This window comes from Caballeronia sp. ATUFL_F1_KS39 (genome assembly GCF_023630985.1).
GTDB lineage: Bacteria > Pseudomonadota > Gammaproteobacteria > Burkholderiales > Burkholderiaceae > Caballeronia > Caballeronia zhejiangensis.
The window spans coordinates 57,877-82,546 of sequence record NZ_JALQDZ010000041.1; the positions used below are offsets into that span (position 1 = coordinate 57,877).

At 63.9% G+C, this 24,670-nt stretch carries 21 protein-coding genes; 7 read left to right on the forward strand and 14 right to left on the reverse strand.

All coding sequences use genetic code 11. The features are described 5' to 3' along the window. Positions 1-31: 31 nt before the first annotated feature. Together NCR93_RS21420 and oxlT are read left to right on the forward strand one after the other, a co-directional pair. Positions 32-1,651 (forward strand): gamma-glutamyltransferase family protein, encoded by a 1,620-nt coding sequence (locus tag NCR93_RS21420; protein ID WP_175980909.1) that lies wholly within the window; start codon positions 32-34, stop codon positions 1,649-1,651. 101 nt (positions 1,652-1,752) lie between these two features. After that, the gene (oxlT, locus tag NCR93_RS21425; RefSeq protein WP_175980912.1) at positions 1,753-3,033 is read left to right on the forward strand and encodes an oxalate/formate MFS antiporter; all 1,281 of its coding nucleotides are present in this window, start codon (positions 1,753-1,755) and stop codon (positions 3,031-3,033) included. Between the two features lie 21 nt (positions 3,034-3,054). Here oxlT and NCR93_RS21430 read toward each other — a convergent pair whose 3' ends face one another. Beyond that, complete coding sequence (locus NCR93_RS21430) at positions 3,055-3,906, reverse strand: LysR family transcriptional regulator (protein WP_175980914.1); 852 nt, start codon at positions 3,904-3,906, stop codon at positions 3,055-3,057. Between the two features lie 134 nt (positions 3,907-4,040). Between NCR93_RS21430 and NCR93_RS21435 the strand changes: the two genes are divergently transcribed. Beyond that, positions 4,041-4,913: a DMT family transporter gene (locus NCR93_RS21435; RefSeq protein WP_175980916.1), complete on the forward strand. Its 873-nt coding sequence runs from the start codon at positions 4,041-4,043 to the stop codon at positions 4,911-4,913. Positions 4,914-4,976: 63 nt separating this feature from the next. Here the strand turns inward: NCR93_RS21435 and NCR93_RS21440 are convergent, their stop codons facing one another. The 10 genes from NCR93_RS21440 to NCR93_RS21485 all read right to left on the reverse strand — a co-directional run bounded on the left by NCR93_RS21440 (position 4,977) and on the right by NCR93_RS21485 (position 14,922). Beyond that, on the reverse strand, positions 4,977-6,518 hold the full coding sequence (locus NCR93_RS21440; RefSeq protein WP_175980918.1) for an amidase: 1,542 nt from the start codon (positions 6,516-6,518) through the stop codon (positions 4,977-4,979). A gap of 29 nt (positions 6,519-6,547) precedes the next feature. Further along, a complete protein-coding gene (locus NCR93_RS21445) occupies positions 6,548-7,312 on the reverse strand; it encodes an SDR family NAD(P)-dependent oxidoreductase (protein ID WP_175980920.1) in 765 nt (254 codons plus the stop codon). Between the two features lie 46 nt (positions 7,313-7,358). Next, entirely contained in the window at positions 7,359-8,009 is a 651-nt protein-coding gene (locus NCR93_RS21450) for an ANTAR domain-containing response regulator (RefSeq protein ID WP_008348127.1), read from the reverse strand. Between the two features lies 1 nt (position 8,010). Further along, positions 8,011-9,165: a transporter substrate-binding domain-containing protein gene (locus NCR93_RS21455; RefSeq protein ID WP_008348129.1), complete on the reverse strand. Its 1,155-nt coding sequence runs from the start codon at positions 9,163-9,165 to the stop codon at positions 8,011-8,013. Between the two features lie 81 nt (positions 9,166-9,246). Then, complete coding sequence (locus NCR93_RS21460; protein WP_008348131.1) at positions 9,247-10,233, reverse strand: acetamidase/formamidase family protein; 987 nt, start codon at positions 10,231-10,233, stop codon at positions 9,247-9,249. 12 nt (positions 10,234-10,245) lie between these two features. Beyond that, entirely contained in the window at positions 10,246-10,953 is a 708-nt protein-coding gene (locus NCR93_RS21465) for an ABC transporter ATP-binding protein (RefSeq protein WP_008348132.1), read from the reverse strand. Then, a complete protein-coding gene (locus NCR93_RS21470; RefSeq protein WP_008348134.1) occupies positions 10,950-11,660 on the reverse strand; it encodes an ABC transporter ATP-binding protein in 711 nt (236 codons plus the stop codon). The genes NCR93_RS21465 and NCR93_RS21470 overlap by 4 nt, the downstream gene beginning before the upstream one ends. Next, positions 11,657-12,739, reverse strand: a complete 1,083-nt coding sequence (locus NCR93_RS21475) for an ABC transporter permease subunit (RefSeq protein WP_175980922.1) — start codon at positions 12,737-12,739, stop codon at positions 11,657-11,659. Before NCR93_RS21475 ends, NCR93_RS21470 begins: the two co-directional genes overlap by 4 nt. 8 nt (positions 12,740-12,747) lie before the next feature. Beyond that, positions 12,748-13,617 (reverse strand): ABC transporter permease subunit, encoded by an 870-nt coding sequence (locus NCR93_RS21480; RefSeq protein WP_175980924.1) that lies wholly within the window; start codon positions 13,615-13,617, stop codon positions 12,748-12,750. A gap of 72 nt (positions 13,618-13,689) precedes the next feature. After that, on the reverse strand, positions 13,690-14,922 hold the full coding sequence (locus NCR93_RS21485; RefSeq protein ID WP_008348141.1) for an urea ABC transporter substrate-binding protein: 1,233 nt from the start codon (positions 14,920-14,922) through the stop codon (positions 13,690-13,692). A 337-nt stretch (positions 14,923-15,259) separates the two neighbouring features. Between NCR93_RS21485 and NCR93_RS21490 the strand changes: the two genes are divergently transcribed. After that, positions 15,260-16,069, forward strand: a complete 810-nt coding sequence (locus tag NCR93_RS21490; RefSeq protein WP_175980926.1) for a class II aldolase/adducin family protein — start codon at positions 15,260-15,262, stop codon at positions 16,067-16,069. A 100-nt stretch (positions 16,070-16,169) separates the two neighbouring features. Next, positions 16,170-17,474 carry an MFS transporter gene (locus NCR93_RS21495; protein WP_175980928.1) on the forward strand — a complete coding sequence of 435 codons (1,305 nt, stop codon included), beginning with the start codon at positions 16,170-16,172 and terminating at the stop codon, positions 17,472-17,474. Between the two features lie 9 nt (positions 17,475-17,483). Here the strand turns inward: NCR93_RS21495 and NCR93_RS21500 are convergent, their stop codons facing one another. Together NCR93_RS21500 and NCR93_RS21505 are read right to left on the reverse strand one after the other, a co-directional pair. Next, the gene (locus NCR93_RS21500) at positions 17,484-18,395 is read right to left on the reverse strand and encodes a LysR family transcriptional regulator (RefSeq protein WP_175980930.1); all 912 of its coding nucleotides are present in this window, start codon (positions 18,393-18,395) and stop codon (positions 17,484-17,486) included. Positions 18,396-18,547: 152 nt separating this feature from the next. Next, the gene (locus NCR93_RS21505; protein WP_008348149.1) at positions 18,548-18,760 is read right to left on the reverse strand and encodes a DUF6900 domain-containing protein; all 213 of its coding nucleotides are present in this window, start codon (positions 18,758-18,760) and stop codon (positions 18,548-18,550) included. A 320-nt stretch (positions 18,761-19,080) separates the two neighbouring features. On the opposite strand from NCR93_RS21505, the gene ptsP reads away from it, so the two are divergent. Next, on the forward strand, positions 19,081-21,612 hold the full coding sequence (gene ptsP / locus NCR93_RS21510) for a phosphoenolpyruvate--protein phosphotransferase (protein WP_175980932.1): 2,532 nt from the start codon (positions 19,081-19,083) through the stop codon (positions 21,610-21,612). Between the two features lie 23 nt (positions 21,613-21,635). Next, the gene (gene ptsG, locus NCR93_RS21515; protein WP_175980934.1) at positions 21,636-23,420 is read left to right on the forward strand and encodes a PTS glucose transporter subunit IIBC; all 1,785 of its coding nucleotides are present in this window, start codon (positions 21,636-21,638) and stop codon (positions 23,418-23,420) included. A 1-nt stretch (position 23,421) separates the two neighbouring features. Here ptsG and NCR93_RS21520 read toward each other — a convergent pair whose 3' ends face one another. Then, complete coding sequence (locus NCR93_RS21520) at positions 23,422-24,630, reverse strand: benzoate/H(+) symporter BenE family transporter (RefSeq protein ID WP_175980936.1); 1,209 nt, start codon at positions 24,628-24,630, stop codon at positions 23,422-23,424. Positions 24,631-24,670 lie beyond the last annotated feature (40 nt).

Here is a 24,670-nt window from a genome sequence, read left to right on the forward strand (position 1 = left end):
TGACGATTTCGTTGTATACAAGGAAACGTCGATGTCTCTGGAAGTCTCTGCTGCACTCAATTCCACACGCGGCTCGCGCGGCATGGCCGTGGCGCCGCATGCGCTTGCATCGCAAAGTGCGCTCGCCGTCCTTCGAGAAGGCGGCAACGCCGTCGAAGCGATGATCGCGGCCGCCGCCACCGTCGCGGTGGTTTATCCGCACATGAACAGCATCGGCGGAGACGGCTTCTGGCTGATCTCGCGTCCGGGTCACGCGCCGATCGGCATCGAGGCGTGCGGTGCGGCAGCGATGCGCGCCGACATCGGCACGTATCGCGCGCTGGGCCTCGACGCCATTCCTGCACGCGGCCCGCTCGCGGCCAACACCGTCGCGGGCACCGTCTCCGGTTGGGACTTCGCGCAGCGCTTCTCGAAGAACACGCTCGGCGGACGCCTACCGGTTGCGCGTCTGCTGGAAGACGCGATTCATTATGCGAAGGCGGGCATTCCCGTCACGCGCAGTCAGTCCGACTGCATGGCGGGCAAGTGCGGCGAACTCGGCAACGTGCCGGGCTTCGCGCAAACCTTCATGCCCGATGCCCGCGTGCCGCGCACCGGCGAGCGCTTCGTCAACGCGCGTCTCGCCGCAACGCTGCAACAGCTCGCCGATGCCGGTCTCGACGACTTCTATCGCGGCGATCTCGCGCGCAGCATCGCGCACGACCTGTCGTCGCTGGAAACGCTCATCACCCTCGCCGATCTCGAACGGCACACGGCTCGCGAACGTACGCCGCTCGCGCTCACGCATACGCTGGGCACCGTCTACAACATGCCGCCGCCGACGCAAGGTCTCGTGTCGCTGCTGATTCTCGGCGTGCTGGACCGCGTGCTGACCGACGACATGAACCCGCTCGGCCCCGAGTTCGTCCATGCATGCGTCGAAGCGACGAAGCTCGCCTTCAAGGTGCGCGACGAACACGTGACCGATCCGGACCACATGCGCATCGATGCCGTCACGCAACTCGATCCCGCCGCGCTCGATGCGATGGCCCGGCAAGTGTCGATGTCGCGCGCCGCGCCCTGGGGCCGTGGCCGCGGTCCCGGCGATACGGTCTGGATGGGCGTCATCGATGGCGATGGCGTTGCCGTCAGCTTCATCCAGAGCATTTATCACGAGTTCGGCAGCGGCATCGTCCTCCCGCAGTCGGGCATCAACTGGCAGAACCGGGGTTGCAGCTTTTCGCTCGATCCGTCGTCGCTCAATCCGCTGATGCCGGGCCGCCGTCCGTTCCACACGCTCAATCCCGCGCTCGCCCGTTTCGCCGATGGCCGCACGATGGTCTACGGCAACATGGGCGGCGACGGCCAGCCGCAATCGCAGAGTGCGGTGTTCTCGCGCATCGCGCGATTCGGCTGGAATCCGCAGGCCGCGATCGATGCGCCGCGCTGGCTGCTTGGCCGCACGTGGGGCCAGTCGACCGACTCGCTCAAGCTGGAAGCGCGCTTTCCCGACGAGACCATCGACGCATTGCGCGCGCTCGGTCACGACGTCGAAGTGCTCGCCGCCTACGACGAAGCGATGGGGCACGCCGGCGCAATCGTTCGGTATCCCGATGGATTATTCGAAGCCGGTCACGATCCACGCAGCGACGGTTCAGCCGCCGGCTGGTAACGCTCAACACGCTCTTGCTTCGAAGTGATCCGGTTCCGCGCTCGTCGAACCGGAGGGCACGACTCATCCTTTTTTATCCGCACATCAACCGGGGAACGCCTATGAACACACGCATCCAGACACTGCACGACGATGCGGCCGCGCCCGCGATCGCCGCTCACAACCGCTGGCTGCAACTCGGTCTCGGCCTGCTCTGCATGATGTCGATTTCCAGCCCGCAATACGTGTGGACGCTGCTGACCAAACCGCTGTCGGCGAAGCTCGGCGTGCCGCTGCCCGAGTTGCAGGTCACGTTCTCGCTGCTCATCATCCTGCAGACGTTCTTCTCGCCGTTTCAGGGCAAGCTGATCGACCGCTTCGGTCCGCGCCTGCTGATTTCGCTCGGCACCGTCATGTCGGGCCTGAGTTGGGTGCTCTCGTCGATGGCCGCGAGCACATCGATGCTGTATCTCACCTACGGTCTCGTGGGCGGGCTCGGCACGGGCATCGTGTATGTCGGCGTGGTCGGGCTGATGGTGCGCTGGTTCCCCGACCGGCGCGGCTTCGCGGCGGGCGCGGTGGCCGCGGGCTACGGCATGGGCGCAATCGTGACGACGTTCCCGATCTCGGCATCGCTGGCGGCGCGCGGTCTCGATGCGACGCTGTGGATCTACGGCATCGCGTTCGCGGTCGTGGGCTTCGTCGCATCGCAAGGCTTGCGCGTGCCGCGTGACGAAGCGCCGGCGAAGGCATCGGCGGTGGCGGTATCGAACGTGCCGAATCTGCGTCCTTCGCAAATGATGAAGTCGCCGCTCTTCTGGCTCATGTTCGCCATGATGACGATGATGTCCACCTCGGGCCTCATGGTCACATCGCAGATGGCGACCTTCGCGGCGGACTTCGGCATCACGAAGGTCGTCGTGTTCGGCATGGCCGCGCTGCCGCTCGCGCTGACCATCGACCGCTTCACCAACGGACTCACGCGCCCGCTGTTCGGCTGGGTCTCCGACAAATTCGGCCGTGAAAACACGATGTTCTTCGCCTTCGCGCTCGAAGGCGTGGCGATGGCGCTGTGGCTCCTGACGCGCGACAACGCCGTCTTGTTCGTGCTGCTCTCGGGCGTCGTCTTCTTCGGTTGGGGCGAAATCTTCTCGCTCTTCCCGTCCACCTTGACGGATACCTTCGGCACGCGCCACGCCACCGAAAACTATGGCTGGCTGTATATCTCGCAGGGCATCGGTTCGATCTTCGGCGGTCCGCTCGCGGCGCTCTTGCATCAGCACGCGGGAAGCTGGGTGCCGGTGTTCAGCGTCGGGATCACGCTCGACATCGTGACGGCCGTGCTCGCGATGTTCGTGCTGAAGCCGATGCGGGCGAAGTTTCTCCAAAGAGCCGGCGCTTGAATGCTCGAATCGTGCGCGGCGCTAAAGCCGGAACTGCTGCCGCAGCGCCGTTGCGAGCAGATCGATGGCCTCGGTTGCGCGTCCGGTGTCACCGCGCATCAACACCACCTCGTGATCGGCTACATGCGCAAGACCGTCGATCACGCGCATGTCCGCGGTGACTCTTGCCCGGTCGAGCAGCGTCACCGCGAGCCCCGATTCGACGCACGCCTTGATGACTTGCGTCGATGCGCTGTCGAGCACGACTCGCCACTTGCGCCCCACGGCTTCCAGTGCGTCTGTCATCGCCAAACGATAGGGACACGGCTCGGCGTACAGCGCCAATGGAACCGGACGTGACTCGTCGAGCGCGAACGTCGGACTGCCGACCCAGACGGGCGTCGTCAGCGTCAATACGTTCGCCGATCTGCTTCGGTGCGCGGGCTGAACGAAAATCGCCAAGTCGAGCTTGCCGCGCGCGATCTGATCCCGCAGCTTGAAGCTCGGCGCGGTCTTCACTTCGAGCACCACGTCGGGCCAGCTCGTCGCGAAGTCCGGCAGGATGTCATGAATCACATGAGCAGCGTATTCGTCGGGGATGCCGAGCACGACGCGGCCCGCCAGCCGTTTGCCCTTGATCTCGTCGATTATCCGGTCGTGAGCCGCCAGCAACTCGCCCGTGCTCGCCAGCAACCGTTTGCCCAACACGGTCAGCGTGACCGACTGATTGTCCCGCTCCAGCAATCTGCCGCCCGCAGCGGCTTCCAGACGCTGAATGTGAAGGCTCACCGCCGCCGGACTTCGGTTGACGTGCTCGGCCGCCGCCCGGAAGCGCCCCAGCCGCGCTATCGCGTGAAAGGTCCGCAGCAGTTCGATGTCTAGCACTGTGCTCATCGTGTGATCCCGGGTGGTTTAGCGTTGTTGAACGACCGGATCAGTATATTTTGATTTTCGAATCCACGGCGGCGCGCTAGTGTGGATGCATGGCGAGAACATACACAGACCAGCCCGTGCCGGGACGGAGCCCCATGCCGCTGCCTTTTCTCGAAGCGGCAATGGTGCTCGCCTGGAGTTCGGGCTTCATCGGAATGCGGTTCTCGGCGGACTATGCGCCGGTCTATCTGGTGACGTTGTGGCGGTTCATCGCGCTGTCCATCGGCTTGTTTCCGTTCGTGGCGCGGGAGATGCGGCACGCGCCCAAGTCTGTTCTGATCCGGCAATCATGCATCGGCGCATTGGCGATGGCCGGCTATCTTGCGGGCGTCGCGGGTGGCGTGCAGCTTGGCGTGCCCGCCGGTCTCGCGGCCCTCATCGCGGACTTGTTGCCTGTCGGCGTGGTGCTGATTACCACGTGTCTCTTTCGCCAGCGCAGCCCGGCTGTCGTGTGGGCCGGATTAGGGCTCGGTCTTGCCGGGACGCTGATCGTCTGTCGCGATGCCCTTTCTCTCGGCAGCGCGCCCGCATGGGCCTATGGACTGCCGGTCGCGGGGATGCTATCGCTCGCGGCGGGCACCGTCTGGCAGCAACGTTCTTCGCACTGCGGCACCCTGACTCCGCTCGGCATGCTCTGGCTGCAGAGCCTGGTGTCGTGCCCGATCTTTCTCGCGTTGCAAGCATCTCAAGGCCGCATTGCACCGATGCTGTCCGCCGGTTTCGCGGCGAGCGTCGCGTGGAGCGTCATCTTCGCGACGCTCGGCGGATGCGGTCTTTACTGGGCGTGTCTGCGGCGGACATCGTCTGCTCGCGTGACGAGCGTTCTGTTCCTCAGCCCGCCCGTCACGCTGATCTGGGCATGGGCGATGTTTCGCGAGCCGCTATCGTGGCTGATGGCTCTCGGCACGGTGATTTCCGGCGCGGGAATACTTCTTGTCGTCAATCGCAGCAGCGGCGATGGCGGCTAGCGCGGGATTCGTGCGGCCCGCCCGCAAAGGCGAGCCATTCGACGCACGCGCGTGCAACCCGCGTCAGGCGAGCACAGGCGCCTTCCGCTTGCCCGCGCCTTGCTCATACGCATAGGCCAACGCGAGCAAGGCGCCTTCGTCCCACTGGCGGCCCACGAAGATGAGGCCGAACGGCGAGCCCGACGCGTAATAACCCGCCGGCACCGCGACGCCCGGCAGACCCGCGATATTGATCTCGCCCACGGTCGTTTCCTGAATGGTGTCCTTGCCGTGTAGCGGCGGAAGCTCGCAACGCATCTGCGGGAAGACGAGCGCGTCGAGCCGTTGCTCGTCGAACACCTTGTCGAAGATACGCAGATAACGCGCCTTCAGTGCGACGAATTCGGGCATCTCCGGCGGCAGCGACGGATTCGCCAGCGCGGCCTTGAAATCCGCCAGGTTATGCATGAAGTTCAACACGCCGTCCGGACCGAATGCGTCTTCGTCCTGCGTGGCCTGCGCGAACTCCGCGAAGGTCTTCAGCGCCGCGCCCTTGCCGAGCCGTTCGAGATACTTCTCGACATCGTAGGGAATGGATTCGAGACCGCGCGCATCGAAATTGGCCAGCGGCGCAGTCGTCTTGCGCAAATCGGCAAAGCCCGAGCCTTGAAACGGATCGTCGATCAGCGTCGCGCCGAGCGATACCAGTTCGCCCTTCGCGCGCTCGTACAACGCGGCGGCTTCGTCGGAAAGCGGCTGATTGCGCCACCCGGGACCGTAGAGCCCGATGCGTTTGCCCCGCAGCGCGTTGCCGTCCAGCGCGGCCGCATAGCCGCCTTCCGGTTGCCCGCCCACGCTCGCGAGCGTCTTCGGGTCTTCGCTCGTGTAGCCGGCGAGCACGTCGAGACACAGCGCGGCGTCTCTCACGTTGCGCGCGATCGGCCCGACGACATCGCGGTTGCCCGACAACGGCACCACGCCCGCATTCGGCACCAGACCGATGGTCGGTTTGATGCCCACGAGATCCTGCGCCGATGCGGGATTCTGGATCGATCCGCCGGTTTCCTCGGCGAGCCCGAGCACCGCCATGCCCGATGCCACCGCCGACGCCGTGCCCGCGCTGCTGCCGCCCGGCACGCGGTCGCGCATTGGGACATTGATCGTGGGGCCCGCCCAGCTATCGTTGGCGTGCGAGCCGGTGTGGCTCAGGATCGGCACGTTCGTCTTGCCGAGCAGAATCGCGCCCGCACGACGCATGCGCGCGACGACCGGCGCATCGCGCTCGGGCATCAGATCGACGCCGCCCGTCTTGCTGTACAGCTTCGACCATCCCGCGGTGGTCGGGAAGCCGACCATGTCCATCGGGTCCTTGATGACGACCGGCACGCCCGCGAGCGGCCCCAATGCTTCACCGGCCGCGCGCCGTTCGTCGATGCTGCGGGCATCGTCGAGCGCCGCCGGATTCAGAAAGATCAGCGCGTTATAGGTGCCGTTATGGCGCTCGATCCAGTCGAAGCAGGCCCGCGCCAGTTGCTCGGCCGTGAACTTGCCGCGCTTGAATCCGTCCTGCACGCTCTCGACCGTGAGGTTGACGAGATCGATGTCGATCGCACTGCGTGTTTCCATTCGATGCCCCCGTTGAGTTGCCCGGTTTGTCAGAGTTGAACGCCGCGCGTGAGCGCACCATCGACGACGATGTTCGCGCCGCTCACGAAGCTCGCCGCCGGACTCGCAACGAACGCCACCGCATTCGCGATCTCCTGCGGCTTGCCCATGCGGCCGGTCGGATTGAGCGCCAGCGCGCGTTCGAACAGCGCCGGATCGTTGTGCTCGATCCAGTCCCACACGCCGCCTTCGAAGTACACGTTGCCCGGCGAAACCGTGTTCGCGCGAATTCCCTTCGATGCGAGTTGATTCGCGAGCCCCTGCATGTAATGCACGAGCGCGGCCTTGAAGACGCCATAAGGTCCCGCAGCGAAGTCGATCTCGCGTCCCGATACGCTCGAAATCGCGACGATCGAAGCGGCCTTGCTCGCGGTGAGATGCGGCATGGCGGCATCGACGAGATTGACCGTGCCGAGCAGATCGGTCTCGAACTCCTTGCGCCACGATTCGATGTCGTTGCCGATAGCAAGCGCGCTCACGTTGGCCACGAGGATATCGAGCCCGCCCCACTCCGCACCCACGCGCTCGACCCACGCCTTGAGCGCCGCGCCATCCGACACATCGACGGCCGCGCCCGATGCCCGAGCGCCGCTCAGTTCGGACAGCGCGCTCGCAGTCGCCGCGACGCTGGCCGCGTCGCGTGCGCAAATGGCCACGTCGGCGCCCTCGGCAGCCAGCGTCCGCGCAATCGCGAGACCGATGCCCTTGGTTCCGCCGGTGACGATCGCCTTCAAGCCCTTCAGTTGCAGGTCCATGTTCGTCGCTCCTTTGTACGTCGATGAAAATGGCGGCACGACGCGCTCACTCCCGGTCGCGCCCGTCCTCCGTTGAAAGTCCGCGCGCGATCTGCAGGACTTCGCCCGCCTGAATGACGGAGTGGCAGATATCGTCGATGGTCACGCGCTTTTCCATCGCCTGCGCGCGCAGCATGTCGTACGCTTCGCGCTCGCTCACGCGATGCATGATCATCAAAATGTTCTTGGCTTCCTGCAGATGCCGGCTGTCGAGCAGCTTCTGTTCGAGCCTCGCGATGCGTTGCGTATGCTGACGCGCGCGCCTCGCGTGATAGAGCGCCATCACCACGGTGGACAAGAGACCGGAGGCGCGAATGGGCGTCGTGACGATGCCGTCCGATCCCAGCTTGATGGCCTGATCGATGAACGTCGGGTTCTCATACGCCACCACGCAGATGACGGGCGGCGCATCCGGACCGCTCCACTCGCCCTTCGGCGCACGCTCTTCGGGCAGCAACGCGCGAAACACCAGATCGGTCTTCTCGGGCAGCGTGTCCGTGGGCGGCCAGCATCGCTCCACCTGAAAGCCCATGCGCCTCAGATGATTCGTGAGCGTCAGTCCGTCATCGTCATCGGGATGAAACACGACGACGCGCGCATTGCGCTCGAGAATCGAACCGGTCAGGCTTCGCTGGCCTCTGTCTGTTCGCGCGCTCACGTCAGTACTCTCGCGTGCTCAGCTTCGTGACCCAGTCCCCGAGCGTCTGACGCGTCATGTACGGATCGGGGCCGACGGCGAACTTGGACTCGCGCAGGATCGTGAACTGGCCGTCGGCATTCGCGCGGCCGATGCGCGGATAGAGCGCCATGTGATGATTGACCGGATCGATACGCACGCGGCCTTGCGGCGCAGCGTATTCCGAGCCGAGCAGATGCGGCATGATCGCGCCGATCTCGTCGGAGCCCGAGCGCGCGTAGGCCTCGGCGAACATGTGCATCTGATAGTACGCGGCCTCCCAGTTCATGTCGGTCGGGGTATCGGAGCCGTAGCGCGACTGATGATGCGCCACCGCGCGATGATTCTCTTCCGTGTCGATGCTCTGAAAATACGGCGCCGCCGTGATGTGCCCCGCCGCGATGCCACGCTGCATCGCGTGGATTTCCGTCTCCGATGTGTTCAGGCTGCCGATCGGCATGCGCGACGGATCGAAGTCCGCGTGCGCGTAGGCATCGTAGAGATACGGCACGGTCGCGCCGATGACCGTGCTGAAGATCCAGTCCGGCGACTTGCGCCGGATGTCCGCGACGACCTGTTCGAACTGCTCGCGCGTGGCGTCGAGCGAAAGATAGCGTTCGCCGAGGATCGCGCCTTCCGGATGCTGAAGCAGCAGCTCCTGCATGGTGCGGTTGCATTCGTACGGATAGACATAGCTCGAACCGACGAAATACACGCGCGCGCCGAACGTCTCCGTCATGAAGTCCGCGAGTTGCACGCCGTTCTGATTGGGCGACGCGCCGCTGTAGATGATGTTGTCCGAATACTCGAAGCCCTCGTACATCTGCGCGTAAATCAGCAGACGGTTGTGCTTTTCGACGACGGGCAGCATCGCCTTGCGGCTCGTCGATGTGTATCCGCCGAAAATCGTATTGACGCCGTCCTTCACGATCAGACGCTCCGCAAGCTCGCGGAACGCAGCCGGATCGGACGCGGGATCGTAGTGGACGGCGACGAGCTCGCGCCCGCCTATGCCGCCGCGCGCATTGATCTCTTCGACGGCGAGGCGCGCACCACGCCATTGAGACTGCTCGAGCAACGCGGTCGAGCCGCTCGTCGAGCACAACAGGCCCACTCGGATGGGATCGGACAAAGCCATTTCGTGACACGCTCTCGAATGCGCGCGGAACGGCGGCCCCGCGCGTGATACCAACTGCTCTGGATTCGTCTGACTGACGCGTTATTTGAGGTAGTGCTTGGCGACCATTGCGCCAACCGTATATTTTGGATCGACAAAATTGCCCAGTCGAACCTTGCCGACCTGACTCAGCATCATGTACGCGTCCCACTTGTCGAAGCCGTATTCCGCGGCCATCCACAGCACGAGTTCACGGTACGCGATGCGCGTCGCGTCTTCCAGCGGCCGCGCGCTGCCGATGCTCATCAGCGCATCTTCGTTTTCGAGGCGCGGCCAGTCGATCTGCCACTTCTTGATGAGATCGACGCGCACGGTCGTCGTGCTCTGATATTCGACAGCCGTGCCGCAGACTTCGCCGTCGCCCTGACAGGCGTGTGCATCGCCGATGAACAGCCGTCCGCCCGGCGAGCGCACCGGCAAGTACGTGATGCTGCCCGGCCCCATGTCGGGCACGTCCATGTTGCCGCCGTGATTGTCGGGGGTGAGCGAATTGATCGAATCGATTTCGGGTGAAAGACTCAGCGTGCCGATATGCGGCTTGTACGGCAGCGTGTTGCGTTTGCTCCAGTACACGTTTTCTTCGTCGATCTTGATCTTGCGCACCACTTCGGGCAGCGGCTCGTTCAGGAGCGCGGTGTAGTCCGTGCCCGTCAATCCGCCGAAGTTCGGGATCATGCAGCAGAAGCCGTGCGGATCGTCGCCGCGCGGCGCCATCTTTTCGATGTAGACGGCGACCACATCGCCCTTCTCCGCGCCCTCGATCATGATCGGCCCGTTCTGCGGATTGAGGAACGGCACCTGCAGCACTTGCGACGGCTTGTCCGTCTCCTCCCTGATCTTGCCTTCGAACGCGTCGCGCGTTTCCACGACGACGCGATCGCCGGGCTTCACATGCAAGACCGGCTGCGAGTACGGGCCGATCGTGTAGTGATACGTCTTCTGCATTTCCTCGGTCAGATGGTGTTCCACCGGCTCGCGATCGGCGCCGACGCCACGCTTCATCATGATCGAGTCTTCAAGCCATTTCATGTTTCGTCTCCGTCACAGTGCCAGATACTGGCGAATCAGTTGTTCGTCCGCGAGCTGCGCGGGGCTCAGCGTCTCGACGATGCGGCCCTTGTCCATCACGCAGCAGCGCGTCGCGATGCGTTCGACCATCCCCATGTCCTGCTCGACCAGCACCACGCCGATGCCCGTTTCACGCGCGATCTGCTGAAGCGTCTCGCCGATCAGATCGACGATCGATGGCTGGATGCCTTCGGACGGCTCATCGAGCAATACCACTTTCGGCGAACTGATGAGCGCCCGCGCGATCGCAAGCTGCTGCTGTTCGCCGCCGCTCATGGTTCCGGCCTTCTGCTGGTAGCGCTTCTTCAGAATCGGAAAATAGCCGACCACCTTGTCCTTCATCTGCGCCGCCTGCGCGCGATTCGCCTGCGCGCCGACCTGCAGGTTTTCCGCGACCGTCAACGCGCCGAAAATCTCGCGGCCTTGCGGCACGTAGCCCATGCCCTTCTGCGCGCGAACATACGGCTTTTCGTGGCCGATGGATTCGCCATCGAGTTCGATGCTCCCCGCATCGAGATCGATCAGCCCGATCAACGCGCGCATCAGCGTCGTCTTGCCGACCCCGTTGCGCCCGATGAGCGCCAGCACTTCCCCCGCCCCGACGCTCAACGACACGCCGTTGAGCACGCGTCCGCCGCCGTATCCCGCTTCCACGCCCGACACTTGAAGCAACGCGCTCATTTCTTCTTCCCCAGATAGACTTCCGCGACATCGTCGCGTGCGAGGATCTCGTCGAGCGGGCCATCGGCGAGCAGGCTTCCTCCGTGCAACACCGTCACGCGCGACGCGATCTGCTTGACGAAGGTCATGTCGTGCTCGACCACCATCATCGTGAGACCCGCAGCCGACAGACGCTTGATGAGCTCGCCGGTCGCATGGGTTTCCTCGACGGACATGCCGGCGACGGGTTCATCGAGAAAGAGCAGCTTCGGACGCAGCGATACGGCCATCGCGATTTCGAGCCATTGCTTCTTGCCGTGCGACAGATTGCGCGCGAGCACATGTTCCTCGTTTTCCAGCATGAAGCGCTGCAAGAGTTCATCGAGGCTTTCGGGGCGATCGTCCTTCGCGCGATGCAGCGACAGTTGCAAGTGCTGACGCACGCTCAGGTCCGGGAACACGCCGGGAATCTGGAACTTGATGCTCATGCCCATGCGAATGCGTTCGTGCGGCAGCACATGACTCATGTCCTGGCCGAGAAACATCACGCTGCCTTCCGACGGCCGGTGCTCCCCCGTGATGAGCTTGAAGAACGTGCTCTTGCCCGCGCCGTTCGGCCCGATCACGCAGCGAATCTCGCCTGCATCGATGCGGAAGTCGATGCCGTTGATGACGTGCGCGCCGCCGAAGTGCTTCTTGAGTCCGCGCGTTTCCAGCAGCGTGGTCATGACTTGCCCTCCTCCCGTTTGAGACATGCGCCGCCGCGAGGCGCATCCTGACCCGCGCGGCCCTGCATGCGCCGCAGATGCCGCGCGACGAACGGCAGCAGACCTTCCGGCGCCGCGAGCACGACGATCAACAGGATCGCGCCGAGCAGGATCAGCGCGTACTGGCTGCCGTACACCGCGAGATTCTGCGAAAGCCACACGAGGAGCGCCGTGCCGAGAATGGTCCCGCCGATGCTCTTTCTGCCCGACGTCGCCACCCAGATCACAGGCATGGCGGCGGACGTGAGGCCCATCGTCGAGGGCGTGATGTAGGAGCCCCAGATCGTGTACAGGGCGCCCGACAATCCGCCGAGCGCGCAGCCGAGCACGAACACGAGCAACTGATGCCGGCGGATATCGACGCCCAGCATCTCGGCGCGCTGCGGATTCTCGCGAATGGCGATGAGCGTGAGGCCGAACGTGCCGTCGAGCAGCTTGCGCATGGCGGCATAGACGACGATCAGCAGAATCAGCACGAGGTAGTAGAAGCTCGCGTTTTCCAGCGTGAGCGGTCCGCCCGGCCAGGGAACCGTGAGCGGCGGCATGCCGCCCATGCCGTTGTAGCCGTTCAGGCGCGCTTCGCCGATCGCCCATTGCGGACCGGCCGTCTGCGACATGAACGTTTCGAGCACGAGCGTCACCGACAACGTGACGATGCCGATGAACACGCCCTTGATGCGGCCATAGAAGATCATGTAGCCGATCAGCGCCGCCGGGACGATGCTCACCACCAGTCCCGCGCCGAGACCGAGCCACGAATCGAACCAGGCATCGCCGTAATTCAGCGTGAAGATGCCGTAGCTGTAGCCCGCCAATCCGAAGAAGGCGGTCTGCCCGAAGGACAGGATGCCGCCATAGCCCCACATTGCGGCGAGGCCGACCGCGCCGAACGCCCACAACAGGCAGTACGCGAGATTGCCGCTCGTGGTGGCATCCACGACGAGCGGCAGCGTGAGCGCCACGAGCCAGGGCACGTAGTGCGCCGCGCGAGTCGTGGCGCTCGCGGGAGATAGCCGCGAAGGCTCTTTCGTTTGCTTCACATTGCCTCCTAGCGCGCGCGGGAAAAGAGGTTGCCGAGACCTTGCGGCATCAGCCGGATCACGACGATGACCGTCACCAGCAGGCCGATCTGCCCGAACAACTGACCATACGAGGCCGTGAGCGCGGTCTGGATGAGGGCGAGCACGGCCGCGGCGGGCGTCGTCCCCGCGATCACGTTCGCGCCGCCGACGACCACCGACACGAACGCCTGCACGATGAAGTTGCTGCCCATCGTCGGCACGGCGGTCATGGTCGGCGCATAGAGCGCGCCGGTCAGGCCCGCGAGTCCCGCGCCGAGCGCGAACGTCAGCGTATAGAGACGGTCCGTGCGCAGGCCGAGACATTGCGCGATGCTGGCGTTCTGGATCGTCGCGCGGGCGCAGACGCCGTAGTTCGTCTTGAAGAACAGCAGATAGAGCGCGAACAGGATGGCCAGGGCGATGCCGGGCAGCACGGCGCGGTACGTCGAAAACGAATAATCGCCGAGCGAGAACGATCCGAACGGCGTGCCGATGCCTTCTATCGAAGGTCCGGCGACGAGCAGCATGGTCTGCTGCACGATGAGGCTGATTGCCCACGTCGCCACGACGGAATCGAACAAGCGGTCGTACAGGTGGCGAATCACGAGCCGCTCGATCACCACGCCCGCGAACGCCGCCGCGAGCGCCCCGAGCAGCATGGCGAGAGGAAGCGGCAAGCCGCGCTTGGCCGCGATGATCGTCACGTAGGCGCCGCACATGATGAACTCGCCATGCGCGAGATTGATGACGCCCATCATGCCGAAGATGACCGCGAGACCGAGCGCCGCGAGCACCAGATAGGCGAAGCTGTCGCCGAACTGATAGACGAGCGAATAGAGAACCGAAAAGGTGGCCATGCATGCTCCACGTTCAAGAGACCCGCGCGCGCCCGTCGTGTGCGGCGCGCGCGCCGGCCCGGATCAGGACGATCAGGACTTCTTGGGCAGGTTCGACGGCGTGTACTGGCGATGATCCGGCTTGTTGGGCAGATCGCAGCCCACCTTGCCGAGCCAGTACGGCTGGACGTCGTCCCAGACCTTCGGAATATCGACCGAGTGATCGTCCTTCACATGCACGAGGTAAATGGTGTGGCTCGCGTGATGGCTCTTCGGGTCCATGCACACCTTGCCCTGCGCGCCTTCCGTGCAGATGCCGCTTTCGAGCGCCTTGCGCACCGCGTCCTGATTCGTCGTCTTGGCTTTTTCGACGGCTGCCTTGTAGAGATAGATGGCGTCGTACGCGTTCGCTGCTTCCTGATTGATGTACGGCTCGTTCGGGAACTTCGCGTGGAAGCGCTTCTTGAAGTCGTTGCTGGCGGGCGTATCGACTTCTTCGACGTAGTTCGCCGTCACGTACATGTCCTTCAGCGCAGGCGGTTTGAAGCGCTTGTGCTCATACGCCTGACCGACGTTGACCGAACTCGCCATCGGCAGATTCAGATGTGCCGACGCCTGCTGCTCGTAGTACGACGCCTGATTCGCGCCGACCAGCAACGTCACCACGAAGTCGGGCTTCGCCTTCTGGATGTTCTGGATCGTCTGTCCGAACTGCGATACCGACAGCGGAATGAATTCCTCGCCGGCCATCGTGCCGCCGTTCTCCTTGACGATGTTGCGGACCCACTCGGCGGAAATCTGCCCAAAGTTGTAGTCGGCGGCGATGGTGTACACCTTCTTGCCGTACTTCTGCATCATCCACGGGATCAGCGTCGAGAATTGCTGTTCGGGCACGGCGCCCGTGACGAACGTGTTGGTATCGCACACGCCGCCTTCGTACTGATTGTCGTACCAGTAAAGCTGTTTCGCGCGGTCCATGATCGGGCGAATCGCTTCGCGAGATGCGCTCGAGAATGCGCCGAAGATCACATCGGGCTTGTCGGTCTGAACGAGACGCCGTGCCAGTTCCTGGAACTTGGTGTTGTCGGATTGCGTGTCGTAGGCGATCAGCGAGACCGGACGTCCGAGGATGCCGCCCTTCGCGTTGATCTCATCGACTGCGAGTTGCGTGGCGTGAATTTTCGGAATGGTCGCCAGTGCGAAGTTTCCCGAGGCATCTTCCAGCAGGCCGATCTTCACGGGATCGGCGGCACTCGATGCGAGCGAAGTCAGTGCAAGTCCTGCGGTAAGGGCGAGACGCATCCAGCCCGACGGCTTCAGCAACATGCGGATTCTCCAGAAATGAGCGCTAGAACAGGGGGAAAAACGCGGACAAAAAAAAGCCCCCTGACGAACCGCGGGTTCGTCAGGGGGCTTCTGTGCCGGATCCTCGGGCGGACATCTTTGTCAGGCCGCGAGGTATGGAGCCCAGTCTAATGCGTCAAATTTTTCCTTGTCAACGGTGGACAAAAATCGCCGGATGGCCGAAATCGCACGCGCGGCACAGGCGCCGGTGAAGCGGCGGGCCGGACGATATGCATAAATCCTATTCCGGATAGCCCCTGAATCCGCCGAAAGTCCGCTTCTATACTGGCATTCCATACCTTCACGAGGAGACGAAACGATGTTGATGGACGCCAAGGACTCGGTCTACAGTCCGACACAGGACGACCTGATTTTTCCGCAAGAACCGACGTTTTCGAGTTCCGCCGAGGAACGCCGCTATCGCAAGGAGCATCTCGCGGCTGCGTGCCGGATCTTCGCGCGTCATGGCTTCAGCTTCGGCTTCGGAGGCCATCTGACGGTGCGCGATCCCGAGCATCCGGAGCTTTTCTGGACCAATCCGATGTGCGTGCCGTGGTCGCGCACGAAGACATCGCAACTGGTGCTCGTCGATCATTCGGGCACGGTGATCGAAGGCAAGTACGCCGTGAATCGCGCGGGCTATGTGCTGCATTCGGCGATTCACTCGGAGAACCCCGACATCATCGGCTCGTGTCACGCGCATACCGTCAACGGCGACGCCTGGGCCGCGATGGGCAAGCCGCTCGACTACGTGACGCAGGACGCGTGCATGTTCTACGGCAGCCATACGGTGGTGCGCGATGGCGCGGGCAAGGTACCGGTCGCGAATGAATCGGGCAATCCGATCGCGCGCGCCTTCAACGATCACAAGGCCATCATCCACCAGAATCACGGGCTGCTGACCGCGAGCCGTCACAGTATCGACGATGCCGTGTGGACGTTCATCGCGCTCGATCATTGCTGCAGGATGCAACTGCTGATGGACGCGGCCGAGTCGCGTCCGATCGAGATCGAACCGGAGTTCGCGGAGTATTCGCATCGCCATCTGGGCAATTCGTTCATCAGCTGGCTGCATTTCCAGACCATGCTCTACGAAATCAACGAGCAGGAGCCGGATTACCTCGACTGACCCATCGGTGTGCGAGGTACGGCGGCGGGATGCGCCATGTCGCAACTTGCCCGCGCATGCCGCCCGAGAGCGCTCAAGAAAATCTATATTGGAGACACGCATGGACGCGCTATATGGCGAAGAAGCCGTCAGACAGACGGACATGAGCCGCACTTACTACCGAGCCTACTGGCGGCTGTTGCCGCTATTGCTGATCTGTTATCTCGTTGCCTATCTCGACCGCGTGAACGTTGGCTTTGCGAAACTGCAGATGCTCGACGCACTGCGTTTCGACGACGCGATCTACGGCCTCGGCTCGGGCATCTTCTTCGCGGGCTACTTCTTCTTCGAGGTGCCGAGCAACCTCATCATGCGCCGTGTCGGCGCGCGTAAGTGGATCGCCCGCATCATGCTGACGTGGGGCGTCATCTCGGCGGCGATGATCTTCGTGCAGACGCCGATGCAGTTCTACATCGCGCGCTTTCTGCTCGGCGCCGCCGAAGCCGGTTTCGCGCCCGCGATCATGTATCTGCTCACGCTGTGGTTTCCGGCCCGCTATCGCGGCCGCGCGATGTCCATCTACGTGATGGGCGCGCCGCTCGCGTTCGTCGTCGGGGGTCCGATCTCCGGCTACATCCTGCATGCGTTCTCCGGCAACGCGCATATGGCTGCGTGGCAATGGCTTTTTCTGATCGAAGCGATTCCGGCCGTCGTGCTCGCGTTCGTCGTGCTTGCCTTTCTCGATGACGATCCCGCGCGCTCGCGATGGATCAGCGAGGACGAGCGCTCGAACGTGCTGGCCGAAATTCGCGCGGAGAACGCCGGCAAGATCGATCATCCGAGCGTGCGCGCGTTTCTCGCCAACCGGAAGCTGTGGTGGTTCTGCGCTATCTTCTTCTGCCTCATCATGGGCCTCTACGCGCTCGGCTTCTGGATGCCCTCGCTCATCAAGCGCAGCGGCGTGACCGATCCGTTGTCCATCGGCCTGTATTCGGCGGTGCCGAACGTCGTGGCGGCGATCGCGCTGTTCGTGTCGAATCGCAGCGCCGACCGCACCGGCGGACGCCGCGCGCATTTCGCCCTCTTCATGCTGATCGGCGCGGTTGGACTGGCCACGAGCATGTGGCTTTCGGCAGGCCCGATCATGACGACGCTCTGTCTGTCGATCGCGGCGGCGGGCGTCTATTCGTGCGTCGCGCTCTTCTGGGCGCTGCCGACGAGCCTCTTCGTCGGCGCATCGGTCGCGGCGGCGCTCGCGTTCATCAATTCGGTCGGGAATATCGCGGGCTTCGTATCGCCTTATCTCGTCGGCATGCTCAATGTGATGGTCGGTCACGCGGAAATCGGCATGTACGTGATCTCCGCGTTTCTCGTGCTCGGCGCGGCGATGACCATGCGTCTGCCGAAGACGCTCGACGACAAGTGAAGCGCCGGCTCAGGCGGCCCACGGCGGCCGCTTGAGCCTTTCCGTCACGTAGTCGATGAACGCCCGCACACGCGGATGCAGCGACGAGTCGCGCGGATACAGCGCATAAATCGCGGTTTCGTCCTTCGGCTGGAAGTCGGTCAAGAGCGGCACGAGCATGTTGCTGCGAATCGACGGAAGCACCATATGCTCGGCCATGCGCGTGATGCCGACGCCAGCGAGGCACATGTACACCGAGCTCACGCCGCTGCTCGTCTGAAAGTTGCCGTTGATGAGCATGGACGTGCGCTCGCCATCGACCATGAAGGGCCAATGGTTGAGATGATCCATCGGCGGCTCCCACATCAGGCAATTGTGGTTGACGAGATCCGCCGGCACCGAAGGCACGCCGTGCCGCGCGATATACGAAGGCGACGCGGTCACGACGCGCTGCAGATGACACAGCTTGCGGCTGACGAGATTCGAGTCCTGCAGGCTTCCCATGCGGATCGCGACATCGAATCCTTCGCCGATCACATCCGCGAGCGTATCCGACAGCGACAGGCGCACCCGCAGGCCGGGATAGCGCTCCAGAAAGCCCGGAATGAGCGGCACGATCTGATCCATGCCGAACGAAGTCGCCACCGTCACGCGGATACTGCCGGTCATGTGCTGACCCGCGCGCGCGAGTTGGGCTTCGCCGGTGTCGATGTCGTCGAGAATGCGCTTGCACAGCGCGAGATATTCGTTGCCTTCCTGCGTGACCTGCAGACTGCGCGTCGAGCGCCTGAGCAGCGCGACGCCGAGGCGCTTTTCGAGCGCCGAGACCGCGCGGCTGACATACGGCTGCTGAAGGTTGAGCATGAGCGCCGCAGCGGTGAATCCGCCGGTTTCCGCGACGGCCTTGAAAATCCTCATTTCGACGAGGCGTTCGTCCTTCATGTACTCGGTGCGGCCTAAGCGATGATCAACCAGCGATCTTAGCCAGCGGCTGCTTACTTCTATATCGGGAGTTGCACGGGTATGGATTCCCGGCCGATTCGAGCGGCTCGAGCACGGGCTCGCGACCTCAGAAACCGTCTCGCCAACCGTCTTCAGACGGTGCTCGCCGCGCGCTTCACGCCGTTCCCGACCAAAAGACCCAAGTCGTAAGCGCGTTCGAGCGCGCGCCCGATTTCGTCGACGCGACACATGCGGATGTCCGCGCTCGGCTTGCCGATCGGATCGAACGATTGAATGCCTAGCTCGTCGCGCGCGATTGTCAACAGCGGCTCCCAATGAGCCTCAGTCTTGTTGCGGTAGGTCATGGTTTGCGCTCCTTTCTCTTGCATTTGTTACTTAACAAGCTTAGGAGCGCGAGCCCCCGTTACCTGCGACGGATCGCCGCGATTCGAATGTCGTCTCTAGAAATCGTCATTGCGCCGCGAAACAATAGCGCGCTTTTTGCCGCCACTGCTCTTGAAAGCAGAACGCGGCGTTTCAGAATCCGAATCGATGTGGGCAATCCGGCACGTACTGCGTGCTTTTGCGAACGCACATCCATTCGGTCAGCGAATCATGGAGCCGTTGCCTATGATTGATCTCAGGCCGGTTCCAGCTCATCGTCAAAGGACAAGGAGTCGTTCACATGAAAGCTCCTCAACGTTTGGCACGAATCGAGTTGATAGCGCCGTTGTCAGGCGTGATGGTCCAACTCGACACCGTGCCCGATCCAGTTTTCGCGCAGAAGATGGTCGGCGACGGCGTATCGATCGATCCCACTTCGGACGAATTGCTCGCCCCGCTCTCGGGGACAGTCACGCAGCTGCATCGAGCGGCGCACGCGGCGACGATCACCGGCGAAAGCGGTCTCCAGGTGCTGATCCACATCGGCCTCGACACCGTGATGCTGCGCGGGGAAGGCTTCACGCCGCTCGTCAAGGAAGGCGACACCGTCACGACCGGCCAGCCGCTGATCCGCTTCGATCCGGTCGTCGTCGGCGCGCGGGCCGTGAGCCTGCTCACGCAGATGGTCATCGCCAACGGTGAGCTCGTGACCCGCTACGTGCCCGCCACGGGCCTCGTCACGGCGGGCAAGGACGTCGCGTTGACGGTCGAATTCGTCGGCGCCGCCGCGGACGACGCGAGCGGCGGCCCAGCAGGCGCCATCCGGTCAGACGAAATCACGCTGCCGAATCCGCAAGGCCTGCACGCGCGGCCCGCTGCGGTATTCGCCGCCGAAGCCAAGAAATACAAATCCGACATTCGCGTCCTGCGCGGCGATGACAGCGCGAACGCGAAATCCGTCGTCGCGCTGATGGCGCTCGCGACGAGCTTCGGCGACAAATTGCGCGTCGAGGCCGCCGGCCCCGATGCCGGTGAAGCCGCCGCCGCGCTCGCGCGCCTGCTCGCGTCGGGCTCGGGCGAAAAGCCCGGCGACGCGCCCGCGCCCGCCGTTGCCGCGGCCGAACCGGTCGCACCGGCGCGCGCCCCGTCCACGAACGCCAACGAATTCACGGGCGTATCCGCGTCGCCGGGACTCGCGGTCGGCAAGATCGTGCAGTTCCGCCGCGAAGTCATCGACGTGGCCGAGGCGGGCGAATCGCCGCAACGCGAACGCGCACGGCTCGACGCCGCGCATCACGAAGCGCGTCAGCAAATCGAGGCGCTGAAGGCGAATCTGACCGATCCGTCCAAGGCGCAGATCCTCGACGCGCACCTCGAACTGCTCGACGATCCCGATCTCACCGACGCGGCCATCGCCGGCATCAGCGACGGCAAGAGCGCGGGTTTTGCGTGGCGCGCCGCGTTCGAGACGCAGGCGAGCAATCTGGAGAGGGTCGACAACGCGCTTCTGCGCGAGCGTGCGGGCGATATCCGCGATGTCGGCCGCCGCGTGCTGGCGCTGCTCGCGGGCGTAAAGCAGGCGCATATCGACGTGGCGGACGAATCGATCCTCATCGCCGAGGAGCTTTCGCCCTCGGACACGGCCTCGCTCGATCGCAGCAAGGTGCTCGGTTTCTGCACGACGACCGGCGGCGCGACGAGTCACGTCGCGATTCTGGCGCGCTCGCTCGGCATTCCGGCGATCTGCGGCATCGACGAAGATGCGCTGCAATTGCCCGATGGCACGCTCGTCGTGCTCGACGGTTCGCACGGCAGCCTGCGGCGCAATCCCAGTGCGGACGATCTGGCCAAGGCGCGCGAGCGCATCGACCGTCAGACGAAAAAGCGCGAGGAAGAGAAAGTCGCCGCGAGCAAGCAGGCCGTCACGGCGGACGGGCATCGCGTCGAAGTCGTTGCAAATATCCGGAATGCACAGGAAGCGCGCGATGCGGTCGCGGCGGGCGCGGAAGGCGTCGGACTGCTGCGTTCCGAATTTTTGTTCGATAACCGCGACACCGCGCCGTCGGAAGACGAACAGGCCGCCGAATATTGCGCCGTGGCCGAAGCGCTCGGCCGCGAGCGTCCGCTCGTCGTGCGAACGCTCGACGTCGGCGGCGACAAACCGCTGTCCTACCTGCCGCTGCCGAAAGAGGACAACCCGTTCCTCGGGCTGCGCGGCGTGCGCGTGAGCCTCGATCGTCCCGATATGTTCCGCACGCAATTGCGCGCGATTTTGCGGGCCGCGCCAATCGGCAATCTGCACATCATGTTCCCGATGGTCGCGTCCATCGAGGAAGTGCGCGCGGCCAAGCGGCTTCTTCAGGAAGAAGCCGGCGATCGCATCGACAGCGTCAAGGTCGGCGTGATGATCGAAGTGCCGTCCGCCGCGCTCATCGCCGAGCCGCTCGCGCGCGAAGTCGATTTCTTTTCCATCGGCACCAACGATCTGACGCAGTACACGGTCGCGATGGATCGCGGACATCCGAAGCTCGCGAAACAGGCGGACGCGCTGCATCCGGCGGTGCTGCGTCTGATCGGCATGACCGTCGATGGCGCGCACAAGCATGGCAAGTGGGTCGGCGTGTGCGGCGGCATCGCGTCCGATGCGATGGCGGTGCCGGTGCTCGTCGGCCTCGGCATCGACGAGCTGTCGGTCAGCGTGCCTGCCGTCGGCTCGATCAAGGCGCAACTCGCGCGCCTCACGATGGACGAAGCCCGCCAGCTCGCGGCAAAGGTAATCACGTTGGGCACGGCCGCCGAAGTGCGCGCCCTGCTCGCCCCGTACGCGGAATAAGCGGAACAAGCGGAGACAAAAAAATGTTCAAAAACGCATTCGGCGTGGTGCAGAAGGTCGGCAAGTCGCTGATGCTGCCGGTCGCGGTGCTGCCCGTCGCCGGCCTCCTGCTCGGTCTCGGCGCGACCGATTTTCATGGCTACGTGCCCGCCATCATCCTCGAACTGATGAAGAACGCCGGCGACGTGATCTTCGGCAATCTGCCGTTGATCTTCGCGATCGGCGTGGCGCTCGGCTTCACGGAAAACGATGGCGTATCAGGAATCGCCGCGACGATCGGCTATCTCGTGATGACGGCGACGCTCGGCGTCATCGCGAAGCTCGAAGGCGTCGAGCCGACGATGATCATGGGCATTCCGTCGATTCAGACCGGCGTGTTCGGCGGCATTCTCGCGGGCGGTCTCGCGGCGTGGATGTTCAACCGCTATTACCGCATCACGCTGCCAGCCTATCTCGGTTTCTTCGCCGGCAAGCGCTTCGTGCCGATCGTCACGGCCATCGGTGCGATCGTGCTCGGCGCGGTGCTGTCGGTCGTGTGGCCGCCGATCGGCGGTGTCATCAAGGCGTTCTCGCAATGGGCGGCGGTCTCCGATCCCCGCACCGCGGCCACCGTGTACGGTTTTGTTGAACGTCTGCTGATTCCGTTCGGTTTGCATCACATCTGGAACGTTCCGTTTTTTTTCGAGGCGGGCAGCTTCCTCGATCCGACGACAGGCAAGATCGTTCATGGCGACATCAACCGTTTCTTCGCCGGCGATCCGACCGCGGGCATTCTGTCGGGCGCCTTCCTGTTCAAGATGTTCGGTCTGCCCGCCGCCGCGATCGCGATCTGGCATTGCGCCAAACCCGAAAAGAAGGTTGCGGTCGGCGGCATGATGGTGTCGGCAGCGCTGACTTCCTTCCTCACCGGCATCACGGAGCCGATCGAGTTCGCGTTCCTGTTCGTCGCGCCCGTGCTGTACTTCATTCACGCGTGTCTCGCGGCGTCGGCGCAATTCGTCGCCAATACGCTGAACATGCACATGGGCTTCACGTTCTCGCAAGGCGCGATCGACTTTTTGATGTTCAACCTGATCGGCAACAAGGCGACGCACGCGTGGTACGTGTTCATCCTCGGGCCGATCTATGCGGCGATCTATTACGTCGTGTTCCGTTTCGTGATTACGCGCTTCAATCTCAAGACGCCGGGACGTGAGGACGATACGGCGGCCACTGCCGCGGTAAGTTCCAGTGGCGTCGGCGGACGCTCGCGCGATCTCGTGCTCGCGTTCGGCGGCCGCTCGAACATCAAGAGCCTCGATGCGTGCATCACGCGCCTGCGCATCACGGTGAACGATCCGTCGCTCGTCGATGATGCAAGGTTGAAGGCGCTCGGCGCTGCGGGCGTCGTGCGCGTCGGCAACGGCGTGCAGGCGATTTTCGGGCCGCTGTCGGAGAACATGAAGACCGACATGCAGGACTATCTGAAGACCGCGGGAAGCGACGCCGATCTGCCAGTGGCGGGCGCAGCATCCACCGCCACAGCTTCCGACGCGATGAGCGCCCCGGCTGCGGCGCCCGCGCAGGATGCAGCGCAGCAGAAGGCGCGCGCGGAAAAGATTCGCGCGGCGCTGGGCGGCGCGGCCAATATCCTCAAGCTCGAACCGCTCGCGGCCACGCGCTTGCGCGTCGCGCTCGGCGATGCGTCGCGGCTCGACGGCGCCGCGCTGAAAGCGGCGGGCGTGCCGGCGACGCAGCCGCTTGCCAACGGCGAAGTCGATCTGATCGTTGGACTCGAAGCGGAGAGCCTTGCGGGCGCGATGCGTTGATTCACGCGGGCACGTCGCCCGAGCGCGGCTTTTCCACGGCGTAGTAAGCGAGGCACCCCACCACGACGCCCCAGAAAGCCGCGCCGATACCAAGCAAGGTCACGTCGCTGAGCGTAACGACGAACACGATCATCGCGCTCAGCGGCAACGCCGAACGAAACGCGCTGACGAAAGACTTTTCGAGCACGCCCATCATCGCGAGCCCGGCGAGAATCGCGATATACGCGGCAGGCAGATTCGCCAGCAGAAACACATATGCCGTGGCGAACACGCCGATCGCCACGCATATGACGCCCGCGATCAACGCGCCGATGTAATGCCGGCCATGCGTGCCGCCCGACACGAGAATCGCATTGCTCGGCCCCGCAAGCACCGAAGGACAGCCGCCGAACGGCGCGGTGATCGCGCTCAGCACGCCGCTATAGATCGTCACGAGCCGCAACGACGTGCGATATCCCGATGCCCGCGTCACCGCGATTCCCTGCGCGTTCTGCACGAAAATCACGGTGATGAGCATCGGCAACAAGAGTTGCGAGATCGCGTGAATATCGAAGCGCGGCGCGACGAGCGCAGGCGTCGCCGTCCATGCACCGCCGCTGTGACTCGGCAAACGGAAGCCCGTTGCGAAGAGAATCGCCGCGCCTGCCAGCATCGCGCCGATGAGCGGCGGCATGGGCGCTGCGTTGCGTCGCTCGAGCCACATCAGCCCGAAGAACGCGATCGACATGCTGGCGCCTATGAGCGGCGCGGCTATCGTCGAATGCACGACGGCCAGCACGTACTTGATGAAGAGTCCGGCGATCATCGCCATGACGATCGCCATGGGCACCCATCGGTCGAGCAGCGCGACGAGGTTCGTCACGCCGAGCACGAGCAGCACCGCGGCGCACACGAGATACGTGCCCACGGCTGCGCCGAATCCGTATTGCGCGATCACCGGCGCGGCGAGAATCGCGCCGGGAATCGTCCACAGAAAGAGCAAAGGCTGACGCGTCTTCCAGCTGATGACGATGCTCGCCAGCCCGTTCATTCCGATCGACGCGAACAGCCACGACGATGTCTGCGCGAAGCTCAAGCCGCCCTCGCGCGACGCGGCGATGATGATCGCGACCGGTCCCGTCGCGGAAAAGGTCATGCTCGCGAACGCAAGCGAAAAGTACAAAAGCCATGACCGGCCGATGCCGCTATCGGAAGCGCCGCCAACAGACATGTGTCTCGCTCGAACGGAAGCGTTTTCTCGCGTCGGCATC